At 69.7% G+C, this 11,415-nt stretch carries 6 protein-coding genes; 2 read left to right on the forward strand and 4 right to left on the reverse strand.

Going from position 1 to position 11,415, the window contains the following annotated elements; genetic code table 11:
* Nucleotides 1-28: 28 nt before the first annotated feature.
* The 3 genes from cfa to SNE34_RS07955 form a co-directional block, all read right to left on the reverse strand.
* The gene (cfa, locus tag SNE34_RS07945) at nucleotides 29-1,228 is read right to left on the reverse strand and encodes a cyclopropane fatty acyl phospholipid synthase (RefSeq protein WP_332616366.1); all 1,200 of its coding nucleotides are present in this window, start codon (nucleotides 1,226-1,228) and stop codon (nucleotides 29-31) included.
* Between the two features lie 119 nt (nucleotides 1,229-1,347).
* Nucleotides 1,348-4,131, reverse strand: coding sequence for a glycerol-3-phosphate 1-O-acyltransferase PlsB (gene plsB, locus SNE34_RS07950; protein WP_332616369.1), 2,784 nt, complete (start codon nucleotides 4,129-4,131; stop codon nucleotides 1,348-1,350).
* Nucleotides 4,132-4,159: 28 nt separating this feature from the next.
* Nucleotides 4,160-5,104 (reverse strand): hypothetical protein, encoded by a 945-nt coding sequence (locus tag SNE34_RS07955; RefSeq protein WP_332616371.1) that lies wholly within the window; start codon nucleotides 5,102-5,104, stop codon nucleotides 4,160-4,162.
* 314 nt (nucleotides 5,105-5,418) lie between these two features.
* Between SNE34_RS07955 and SNE34_RS07960 the strand changes: the two genes are divergently transcribed.
* Nucleotides 5,419-8,616, forward strand: a complete 3,198-nt coding sequence (locus SNE34_RS07960; protein ID WP_332616373.1) for an autotransporter domain-containing protein — start codon at nucleotides 5,419-5,421, stop codon at nucleotides 8,614-8,616.
* A 100-nt stretch (nucleotides 8,617-8,716) separates the two neighbouring features.
* Here SNE34_RS07960 and SNE34_RS07965 read toward each other — a convergent pair whose 3' ends face one another.
* Nucleotides 8,717-10,696, reverse strand: a complete 1,980-nt coding sequence (locus tag SNE34_RS07965) for a UvrD-helicase domain-containing protein (protein WP_332616375.1) — start codon at nucleotides 10,694-10,696, stop codon at nucleotides 8,717-8,719.
* A gap of 88 nt (nucleotides 10,697-10,784) precedes the next feature.
* Here SNE34_RS07965 and SNE34_RS07970 point away from each other — a divergent pair, with 88 nt between their 5' ends.
* Nucleotides 10,785-11,405 (forward strand): thymidine kinase, encoded by a 621-nt coding sequence (locus tag SNE34_RS07970; RefSeq protein ID WP_332616377.1) that lies wholly within the window; start codon nucleotides 10,785-10,787, stop codon nucleotides 11,403-11,405.
* The last annotated feature ends 10 nt before the right edge of the window (nucleotides 11,406-11,415 follow it).

Below are 11,415 nucleotides of genomic sequence, written 5' to 3' on the forward strand. Positions count from 1 at the left end.
CGATTCCAGATCGCGGCTGAAGCCGCTCCTACACGCTGCGACGATACCCGCCGCGCACCCCGTCCTTCGACAAAACCCATTGCCACAGCTGCAGTTCGCGCGCGCGAAACGCGCCGGCGCATGACAGCAGGTAGTAGCGCCACTTGCGATGGAAGGTCTCGCCCAGGCGCGCGGCGAACCGCGGCCACGCGGCCTCGAAATTGGCGTGCCAGGCCATCAGCGTGCGGTCGTAGTCGGCGCCGAAGTTGTGCAGGTCCTCGGCCACGAACAGCCCATCGATCGCATCGCCGACCTGGCCGACCGACGGCAGGTCGCCGTTGGGAAAGATGTGCTTGTCGATCCAGCGGTCGGGCACCGAGTCGCGGCGGTTCTTGCCGATCGTGTGCAGCAGGAACAGGCCGTCATCGGCCAGGCAACGCGCCGCGACCTCCATGTAGGCGCCGTGGTTCTTGCGGCCGACGTGCTCGAACATGCCGACGCTGACCAGCCGGTCGACCGGCCCGCCGAGCGAGGACGCGTCGAGCTCGCGGTAGTCCTGCAGGCGGAACTCCAGCGGCAACCCGGCATAGCGTTCGCGCGCCCAGGCCGCCTGCTCCTTCGACACCGTGACCCCGATGCACTGCACGCCGTAGCGTTCGGCCGCGAAACCCATGAGGCTGCCCCAGCCACAACCGATGTCGAGCACCCGCATGCCCGGCCGCAGGCCAAGCTTGCGGCAGATCAGCTCGAGCTTGGCCTCCTGCGCGGCGGCGAGGGTGTCGGCGTCGCGCCAGTAGCCGCAGGAATAGGCCAGACGCGGATCGAGCATCGCCTCGTAGAAATCATTGCCGAGATCGTAATGGGCCTTGCCGACCTGCCAGGCGCGGGTTCGACTCTGGCGGTTGAACACGCGCACCTGCAGCGCGTGCCAGGCCAGTCGCGCCGGCTGTATTTCGCGATTGAGATGGGCCCGAAGCAGGTGGTCGAAGAAGCCGTCGAGCTGGTCGCAGTCCCACGCGCCAGCCATGTAGGCCTCGCCGAGGCCGAGGTTGCCCTCGGCCAGCGCGCGCTCCAGCGCGGCCGGATCGTGCAGTCGCATGTCCCACGGCCGGTCGCCGTTGATGCGGATGTCGGCGCGGCCGAGCAGCCCGGCGACAAGTTGCTGCGGTGCGGTGTCGAGCTGGGGCGGCGTCGCAACCGGACGTGGCGGAGGATCGGTGACGGTGGAGGCGGGTGACGGCGGGGCCATGGTGCTGTCCGGGCAAGGCGACCCCGAAGGCAGGGCCGGTGTCACCGGCCACCTTGCTCCGCGGAAAGTTCACATGGCGTCAACAACCGCGACCAGCCGCAAGCGGTGAGCCGCGCCGGTCAATCCGCCGGCATCGCCTCCGAATCCGGCTTGGCCGCTTCCGGGCTGACCTTCTCGATGCTGTGGCGCAGTTCGCGGCCGAGGATGAACCTGGCGTCGCGGGCCCAGCTTTCCAGCCGCTGGTCGAACACCAGCTTGCCGTTCTCGTCGACCCAGACCAGCTTGAGCTCGCGCAGCTTTTGGATGAAGCCGCGGAACAGGGTTTTGTCGAAGAACTCCGGCGCGGCCGGTGCGTACAGCAGGCTCAGGCGCTGGGCCGCGAGCTGGCACAGGCTTTCCAGCTCGCCGGCCGAGAGGGTGCCGGCGCCGTTCTTGGCCAGCACCGAGATCGCGATGTAATAGCGCTCGAATGCCTGTTGCAGCGAATGGCCGATCGCGCGCAGACGGAAGACTTCGTCGCTCTGCCCGGCGTTGCGCGCGAGGATCCCGCCGTCTTCCTCGCTGGCCCACTCCAGCAGGCCTTCGCGGACGAACACGTCGATCGTGCGGGCCAGCCGCTCGACGAACTCGTCCTCGCTCCACGGCAGGAACAACTCGACCTGAAGGAACGGATAGACGCTGCGGCCGAGCCGCAACACGCTGTCCTGCGCCATCCGCCGGTTGTGCTGGAAGCAGCAGGCGATCCACGAGGCCGCAGTGAACAGGTGCAGCACGTTGTTGCGGAAGTAGCTCAGCAGCACCGCGTTGTCGCCGCCGACGTGCAGCACGTCGCCGAGCGGATGGGTGGTGCGCGCCAGTACCGCGATCTCCTCGCCGTGGGCGACGATCTCGGCCGGGCTGTGCGGGGTCACCGTCACCCGGTCGGAGAACGGCAGCTCGGCCAGCAGGGTCTTGCTCAGCGCGATCTGCGCCAGCAGGTCGCTTTCGCCCATTGCGTGCTTCGGCGTCGACAGCAGGGCCAAGGCGAGCAGGTTGATCGGATTGACGTCGGCGGCGCGGTTGACGTTGACCTGGATGCGGTCGGCCAGCGCGTCGACCATGTTCGACAGCCAGATCGGCTTCTCGTCGTCGGAGACCGCCTTGCCGTCCCAGTCGGGCGCGTGCTCCGCCAGCGCCTCGCCGAGCTTGATCGGCTCGCCGAAATTGACCACCACCTGGCCGTAGTTGGACCGCAGGACCTTGGGAATGCCGGTGACCAGCTGCCAGATCGACTCCTTCTCCTTCGGCTTGCCGGTCAGTTCGTCGAGGTAGCTGCTGCCTTCCATCAGCTTCTCGTAGCCGATGTAGATCGGCTGGAACATCACCGGCCGGGTCGGCTGGCGCAGGTAGGCGCGCACGGTCATCGCCAGGGTGCCGCCCTTGGGTGGCAGCAGCCGGCCGGTACGCGAGCGCCCGCCCTCGATGAAGTATTCGATCGAGTAGCCGCCGGCGACCAGTTGCGCCATGTACTCGCGGAACACCGCCGAGTACAGCGCGTTGCCGCGGAAGCTGCGGCGGGCGAAGAACGCGCCGCCCTTGCGCAGCAGGGTGCCGATCACCGGCAGGTTGAGGTTGATGCCGGCGAAGATGTGCGGCGGCACGATGCCCTTGGTGTAGAGCAGGTAGCTCAGCAGCAGGTAGTCCATGTGGCTGCGGTGGCAGGGCACGTAGACCACTTCGTGGCCGGGCGCGGCCTGCTTGAGCTTGTCGAGGTGGTGGACCAGCACGCCGCGGTAGATCCGGTTCCAGACGAAGGTCAGCAGGAAGCTGGCCGAGCGCACCACCGGGTGCGAGTAGTCGGCGGCGATTTCATAGGCATAGCCGTGGGCCTTCTTCCAGGCCTCGGCGGGGCTGGAGTTGTCGCGCCGGGCCTGGTCGGCGATCGCCTCCTTGACCGGCGCGGCGGCGAGCACGCGGTCGACCAGCAGCCGTCGGGTCGACAGGTCGGGGCCGATCACCGCCGCGCGGATCAGCCGGAAGTGGGTGCGCAGCACGCGCGAGAGCTTGCGCACGGTGCGTTCCGGCGGCAGGTCCTCGGCGATGATCGAGCGCAGGCGGACCGGCGGGGCGAAGCGCACGGTGGTGTCGCGGCCGTTAAGGGCGATCGCCAGCAGCCGGCGGAAGCGGCCGACCAGCGCCCAGTTCTCCGAGAACAGCACGTTGAACCAGCCGCTCTGCTTGTCCGGCGCGCGACCGACGAAGATCGACACAGGTACCAGTTGCACGTCGAGCGCCGGGTCGTCGCGGTGCGCATCAAGCAGTCGCGCCAATGAGCCCGAGTGGGTCTTGGACGACGGCGGCGCGGTGCCCAACGACTGCTGCAGCGGCGCCAGCGGGCTGGCGTTGCGCCGCGACAGCGCGACGTAGGCGCGCTTGCGGCCGATCGGGTCGCCCGGCAGCGGTTGCAGCGGCGACGGCAGTCCGGTCTCGCGGCAGGCGCGCTCCAGGATCAGCGCGTTGGACAGCCCGTAGTCCTCCAGCACGTAGCAGACCGGGCGGTCGCCGAGGTCGGGGGCGTGTTCGGCCGGGTCCTTCGGCTCGATCGTCAGCGACACCCACGGCGTCATCAGGCGACCGAGCAGGCCGGCCCACCAGGGCCGTCGCGGTGGCGGCCGGCGGCCGTCGATGGGGCGGCGCACGTCGCGGTCGACCGGTGGCGAGGCCGGGGTGTCGATCGGCAATGAGTCCTGGCGCGGGGTGTCGCCCAGGGTCGAGCCCGGTTCGAAGGCCTGGGCGGCGTATTCGTTGCCGGGCTCGGTGCCGGCATCGCCCTCGGTGGCGGGCGGCGGCGTGGTGGCGGCGTCGGAATCGGCGCGCTCGGCGCCGGGGAATGGCAGGGGTGTCTGGTTGGGCATCGGTAGCATTATGCCGGTTCGGCCAGCGGCGCCCGCCTTACTGCGCGGTCAGGGCGGGCGGTTCGACCGGCGGCGGGGCGCTGTCGCCGCCGGGCGCTACCGGACCGGCGGCGGCCCGCGCGTGGCGCAGCAGGTCGCTCAGGTACCAGTGGCCGTCGTGGCGTTCCAGCTGCACCACCGCCGAGACCGGCTGGCCGCCGAGGGTGTAGTCCAGCGAGACCCGCGCGCGGTCGCCGGTCTGCTCGATCAGCGTCGCGCGGGCGCCGGCCAGGGTCTGGTCGAGGTCGAGGCCGTACTCCCGCAGGACCTGCTTGAAGCGCGCGAAGAACGGCCCGAGGCGGCCAAGGCTGCGCTCCATGCCGGTGGTGTGGAAGGTCTCCAGCCCGCCGGCCAGCCCGGTCAGGCGAGCGGCCGCGACCAGCCGCGGCACCGCGGCCCGGGCCTTGGCCGGATCGCCCAGCGGCGCCTGCCGACCCCACTGGCTCAGTGCGGCGATCAGCTGGGTGTAGTGCGCACGCTCGGCCTCGCTGTATTCCCCGGCGCCGCTGACGTACTGGGTGGCGAACAGCCCCAGGGTCGCCGCGGCGCTGCGCAGCTCGCGGTCGGCGCCGGCGAACTGGCGGTTGTAGGCGGCCAGCAGGGCCTTCTCCGAGCCCGGCGCCGCCAGCGCGGTGATGAACGCCGGCAGGCGGTCGTCCAGCGGCAGCTCGGTCAGCGGCCAGATCGTGCGGCCCTCGGTCCACGCCGTCGCCATCCGCGCATGCAACGCCGGCGGCAGCGCATGGCGGGCATAGGCGGCGAGGTCGTTGCGGTGGAGGTCGTCGACCAGTTGCTGCAGCGCCTGTGCCGGCTCGGTGGCGGCGCCCGCCGAGCCGGGCGACGGATTGCGCTCGCAGCCGCCCACCACCACCACGGCGGCGATGACCACGGCGATGGCGGCAACCGGCAACAGCGCAACGATGACGCGTCGGATCAAGGACATGCAATGCGGCTCCCCAGTCGCAGAGGGCCATCTTGGCGACCGGTTCCCAAGGGTACAAGCCAAGGCGGTCGCGAATCGATGCTGCTGGCGGAGTCGGCAAACCCGGCGCGGACGAGGGAGCTTCGGGAACCCGGGCCGCATTTGCGTCATGAAACGCGACTTGCCGCACGCCGATAGTGTGTGGACTTTCACAAATCGTTCACGTATACAAAATGGCCGCCGCGGCAGGGAGATGCCGCCGACCGGACCGTCGATGTCGATCAGCGAGCGTTCGCAGCGCCCGGCGGGAGCTTATTCAATTCAAAGGAGCAGGAATGGACAAGTACGAAGTAGCGCGATATCGCCCGACCCGATCGGCCCTGTGCCGGGCCATCGCCAGCAGTTTGCTGCTGGGCGCGATGTTGCCGGTCGCGGCGCAGACCGCGACGTACCAGGAAGAGGGAACGATCGGCGATGCCGCCAGTTGGCGCAGTGACGAGTTCGTCGCCGACTGGGGCCTGGGCGCGATCGGCACGGAGTATGCCTACGCGCGCGGCCTGACCGGCGCCGGGGTGCGGCTGGGCGTGTTCGACAGCGGTTCGGCGCTGGCCCATCCGGAGTTTGGTGGCCGCGACCATCGCAGCATCCGTATCGCCGACACCCTGGTCGACGGCAGCGCCTGCGCCAGCGAGGCGATCCTGGCCGGCCCCGATGCCTGCTTCATGTCCGATGGCGACCAGGTCTCGATCGACTACTTCCACTACACCGACGCCGATCGCGCGCTGGTCCAGTACCTGACCGACATCGGCTACTTCTACCCGTGGGTGCCCGAGTACCTGGAGTCGATCGCCGGCTTCCAGTACGGCACCCATGGCACCCACGTCGCCGGCACGATGGCGGCGGGGCGGGAGGGCAACGGTACCCATGGGGTCGGCTTCAATGCCGACCTCAGCGTTGCGCGGCTGTTCTCCAACAGCTACGCGGACCTGTTCGCCATGATTGGCCAGCCGGGCGGCCAGTCCTACGCCACCGGCCCCGACAGTGCCGCGGTCGCCAGCATGTACCAGCAGATGGCCGCGCACGGCGTGCGCGCGATCAACCACAGCTGGGGCCTGAGCAGCGAACCGACCACCGCGTTCGACATGGATGCGCTGTACAACAGCCCCGGCGTGGCCGAGTACTTCGCCACCTATACCGACCCGTCGGTCAACGACAAGATGATCCAGGTCTTCGCCGCCGGCAACGCCTACGGCGAGATCGCCGGCATCTATGCCACCTTGCCGCGCTGGGTGAGCGAAGCCGAGCCGTACTGGCTCAGCGTGGTCAACATCAACGCCGGCGGCGTGATCGACCCCAGCTCCAGCATCTGCGGCCTGAGCGCCAACTGGTGTATCACCGCACCCGGCACCGACATCGCCTCGACCGTGGTCGGCGGCGAGATCGAGGGTGAGTTGCTGTATGACGAGGCCGGCAACTTCATCGGCTACGACATCACCGCGCAGAACCCGGAGTATGGCTACGGCTACATGACCGGCACCTCGATGGCGGCGCCGCACGTGACCGGCGCGCTGGCGCTGCTGATGGAACGCTTCCCTTACCTCGACAACGCCCAGGTCCGCGACGTCATGCTGACCACCGCGACCGACCTCGGCGCGGCCGGCGTCGACGAGATCTACGGCTGGGGCTTGGTCGACCTGAAGAAGGCGATCGAAGGCCCGGGCCAGATCCGCGTCGACACCGACGTGGTGATGAACCAGCACGCCGGTGGCGCCAAGGTCTGGGAAGGCCTCGCCTGGGACGACTGGACCAACGACATCGGCGGTCCCGGCCGGCTCGGCAAGTCCGGTATCGGCTGGCTGCGCCTGAGCGGCGACAACAGCTTCGGCGGCCTCACCGTCAACGACGGCGTGCTCGAACTGACCGGCGCCAACCGCCTCGGCGACACCTTCGTCGAAGGTGGCTGGGCGCTGGTCGCCGACAGCGGCAGCCTGGCCAATGCGGTCACCGTCAACGGCGGCCAGCTGACTGTCGACGGCATCCACAGCGGCGAGCTCACGGTCAACGCCGGCGGCACCCTCGGTGGCCACGGCCGCGTCGGCACCACCGTCATGGCGGGCACGCTCGCGCCGGGCAACTCGCTGGGCACGCTGACCGTGGACGGCGACTACACCCAACTGGCGGAGTCGGTGTATGTCGCCGAGATCGCGCCGCCGGATGCCTCCGACCACCTGCAGGTCACCGGCGTTGCGAACCTGCTCGGCGGCACCGTTCGCGTGGTGCAGGCGCCGGGCGAGTACCTGCTGGGCCAGAGCTACGACATCCTCGCCGCCGACGGCGGCATCACCGGACAGTTCGACGCAATCGACGCGTCGCTGATCTCGCCGTTCCTGGCGTTCGACCTGGGCTATGGCAGCAACGCCGTGATGCTCGACGTCGCCCGTGGCATGGCGTTGGCCGAGGCCGCGCAGACGCGCAACCAGCGTGCGGTGGCGGCATCGGCTGATGCCCTGGCCGACAGCAACCCGCTGTTGCTGACCCTGACCCAGTTGTTCCCGGAGCAGGCGGTGGCGGCGTTCGATGCGCTCGGTGGCGAACTGCACGCCAGCACCCGCAGCGCCTTGCTCGAGGACAGCCGGCAGGTGCGCGAAGCCGCGCTCGACCGCGCGCAGCCGCAGCTGTCGCCGGTGAACGATGGCGAAGCCGTCACCGCGGCGTGGGCCCAGGCCTATGGCAGCGGCGGCACCCTGCGCAGTGATGGCAACGCCGGGCAAGTCGACCGCAACGGCGGCGGCGTGCTGGTCGGCGTCGACCATCGCTTTGCCGGCGGCTGGAGCATCGGCGCGCTCGGCGGCACCGGTCGCACCGACCTCGGGGTGCCGTCGCGCGCCTCGTCGGCCGATGTCGACAGCCGTCACCTCGGCGTCTACGCCGGCAACCACTGGGGTGACCTGTCGCTGCGCGCCGGCGTGAGCCACGCCAGCCACCAGGTCGACAGCGAGCGCCGCGTCGCGTTCGCCGACGTCGCCCAGACCCTGGTCGCCGACTACGACGCCAGCAGCACCCAGGCGTTCCTCGAAGGCGCCTACCGGTTCGGCGGGGACCGCTGGACGCTGGTGCCGTACGCGCAGGTTGCCCACGTCGAAGTCGACAGCGACGGTTTCGGCGAGTCCGGCGGCAGCACCGCGCTCGAAGTGGCCGGGTCCGACACCGCGACCCTGCTGTCGACGATCGGCGTGCGCTTCGACCTGGGCCTGTCCGGCTCGCAGCAGGCGGCCGACTGGTTGCACCTGCGTGGCGGCCTCGGCTGGCGCCATGCCAATGGCGACCTGGTGTCGACCGCCCAGGCGAACTGGAGCGGGGCGCAGGCGTTCACCGTCGCCGGCGCGCCGATGGCGGAGAGCTCGACCGTGCTGGAAACCGGCGTCGCCGCGTGGCTCAGCCCGCGCAGCCTGCTGGAGCTGAACTACAGCGGCCAGTACGCCGACGAGGCGCGTGACCACGGCGTCAACCTGCGGTGGTCGCTGCAGTTCTGAGCGACATCGCAGTGAGGCAAGGCAGGGGCGACTTCGGTCGCCCCTGCTGTTTGTGGCGCCGCTGCCTTTGCGCGTCGCCCGGGTGCATTCGCGCGGAGGATCAGCTTTCGAGCAGCGCCCTGATCGCGGCCAGTCCGGCGCTCGCCCGTTCCTGCTTGCGTGCCGCATCGGCGACCGGGTCAGCGCCGTCGCGCTGGATCTCGTCGGCCGGCAACTCCTCGAAGAACCGGCTCGGCTTCAGCCGCAAGGTGTCGCCCCATTTCTGCGCCTGTCTGGAATGCGACAGCCACAGCTGTTCCTTGGCGCGGGTGATGCCGACGTACAGCAGCCGGCGCTCCTCGTCGATCCGGCCTTCCTCGATGCTGGCCTCGTGCGGCAGGGTGCCGTCCTCGACGCCGACGATGAACACGTAGCGGAACTCCAGGCCCTTGGCGCCGTGCAGGCTCATCAGCCGCACCTGGTTGCCGGCCTCACCCTTGTCGGCGTGCGACAGCAGCGCGAGTTGCGCAGCCAGCTCGCCCGGCCCCGCGCCCTTGCCGCCGTCGAACCAGTCGGCGAGTTCCTCCAGGTTCTGCTTGCGGCGCTGGAAGCCGGCTTCGTCCTTGCACTGGGCGCGGATCGATTGCAGCAGGCCGGAGCGGGAGGCCAGTTCGCGGACCAGCTCGGCCGGGCTGAGCCGCGCCGCATCCTTGCGCAGGCCGCGGACGATGCCGACGAAACCGTCGAGCGCGTTACCGGCGCGTGGGCTCAGCTGCTTGAGCGCGCCGACCGATTCGGCCGCGCGCGACATCGGCATCCCCGCGCGCTGGGCCAGTTCGGCGAGCTTGGCGAGCGTGGTCGCCCCGACTTCGCGTTTCGGCGAAGTCACCGCACGCAAAAACGCCGCGTCGTCGTCGGGATTGGCGACCAGCCGCAGCCACGCCAGCGCGTCCTTGACCTCGCCGCGTTCGAGGAACGCGGTGCCGCCCGACAGGTGGTACGGCACCCGCAGCAGCTGCAGCGCCTTCTCCAGCGCGCGCGACTGGAAGTTGCCGCGGAACAGGATGCAGAAGTCGCTCCACGGCGCCTGTTTGGCGGTGGCGATGAAGTGGATTTCGGCGGCGACCTTCTCGGCTTCGTGGGCGGCGTCGCGGCACTCCCAGATGCGGATGCGTTCGCCGTCGGCCTGCTCGCTCCACAGGGTCTTGGGGTGCTCGTGCGGATTGTTGGCGATCAGCGCATTGGCCGCGCGCAGCACCCGGTTGGAGCAGCGGTAGTTCTGCTCCAGCTTGACGATCTTCAGCGCCGGGTAGTCCTTGCCGAGCTCCAACAGGTTGTCCGGGTTGGCGCCGCGCCAGGCGTAGATCGACTGGTCGTCGTCGCCCACGCAGGTGAACAGCCCGCGTTCGCCGGCCAATGCCTTCAACAGCCGGTACTGGGCGTCGTTGGTGTCCTGGCACTCGTCGACCAGCAGGTAGCCGATGCGCTCGCGCCAGCCCAGCGCGCAGTCGTGGTCGGATTCCAGCAGTTGCACCGGCAGCCGGATCAGGTCGTCGAAGTCGACCGCGTTGAACGTCGCCAGCCGCGCCTGGTACAGCGCGTAGATGGTGGCGGCGTCGATCTCGCGCGCGCTGCGCGCCTCGGCCATCGCCTGTTCCGGCGACAGCCCGGCGTTCTTGGCGCGCGAGATCAGGTTGCGCACGTTGTCGAGCGCGTCGTTCTTGGCGCCGGTGCCGAGCAGGTCCTTGATCTGTGCGGCGGAATCGTCGCTGTCGAAGATCGAGAAACCGCGGCGCAGGCCGAGTTTCTCGTGCTCGATCTGCAGGATCCGCAGCCCCATCGCGTGGAACGTGCAGACCGTCAGTCCCTCGGCCGCGTCGCCCTTGATCCGCTTGGCGACGCGCTCGCGCATCTCCTTGGCGGCCTTGTTGGTGAAGGTGATCGCGGCGATGCGCCTGGCCGGCATCCGGCCCGACGCGATCAGGTGCGCGATCTTCTCGACGATCACCCGGGTCTTGCCGCTGCCGGCGCCGGCGAGCACCAGCAGGGGGCCGTCGATGTGCTCGACCGCGGCGTGTTGGGGGGGGTTGAGACCGTGCATCGGGAAGGACAGGACCGGGGACTGCGACCGGCCATTCTAGCGGGGCGATCGCCCGTGACAGCCCGGGCGCCGGCGCTAGACTGCGCCGATGGCGAAGCTCTATTTCTATTATTCGGCGATGAACGCCGGCAAGACCACGACCCTGCTGCAATCGGCCTACAACTACCGCGAGCGGGGCATGCGGGTGGCGATCCTGGCGCCGCAACTGGACGACCGCGCCGGGCGCGGCACGGTGGCGTCGCGGATCGGGTTGAGCGCGGATGCGATCGCGTTCGCCCCGGAGCAGGACCTGCAGGCGCTGGTGCAGGCCGACATCGCCGCGCACGGGCGCCTGCATTGCGTGTTGGTCGACGAGGCCCAGTTCCTGCGCAAGCCGCAGGTCTGGCAGCTGACCGAGGTGGTCGACGCGCTCGGCATTCCGGCGCTGTGCTACGGGCTGCGCACGGACTTCCGCGGCGAGCTGTTCGAGGGCAGCCAGTACCTGCTCGCCTGGGCCGACGAGATCAGCGAGATCAAGACTATCTGCCACAGCGGCAGCAAGGCGACGATGAACATGCGCGTCGACGCGCAGGGGCGCGCGGTGCGCGACGGTCCGCAGGTCGAGATCGGCGGCAACGAGCGTTACCTGTCGGTGTCGCGTCGCGAGTACAAGAAGGTCATGCGCGGCGAAGGCACGATCGCGCCGTTGCAGCCGCCGCTGCCGTTGTAGCCGCGGCTCG

The organism is Novilysobacter erysipheiresistens (assembly GCF_036663935.1).
Taxonomy (GTDB): domain Bacteria; phylum Pseudomonadota; class Gammaproteobacteria; order Xanthomonadales; family Xanthomonadaceae; genus Novilysobacter; species Novilysobacter erysipheiresistens.

Excerpts from the sequence above, each read along its gene's own strand:
- cfa (WP_332616366.1), bottom strand. The coding sequence starts at position 1,228 with ATGGCCCCGCCGTCACCCGCCTCCACCGTCACCGATCCTCCGCCACGT.
- plsB (WP_332616369.1), bottom strand. The coding sequence starts at position 4,131 with ATGCTACCGATGCCCAACCAGACACCCCTGCCATTCCCCGGCGCCGAG.
- SNE34_RS07955 (WP_332616371.1), bottom strand. The coding sequence starts at position 5,104 with ATGTCCTTGATCCGACGCGTCATCGTTGCGCTGTTGCCGGTTGCCGCC.
- SNE34_RS07960 (WP_332616373.1), top strand. The coding sequence starts at position 5,419 with ATGGACAAGTACGAAGTAGCGCGATATCGCCCGACCCGATCGGCCCTG.
- SNE34_RS07965 (WP_332616375.1), bottom strand. The coding sequence starts at position 10,696 with ATGCACGGTCTCAACCCCCCCCAACACGCCGCGGTCGAGCACATCGAC.
- SNE34_RS07970 (WP_332616377.1), top strand. The coding sequence starts at position 10,785 with ATGGCGAAGCTCTATTTCTATTATTCGGCGATGAACGCCGGCAAGACC.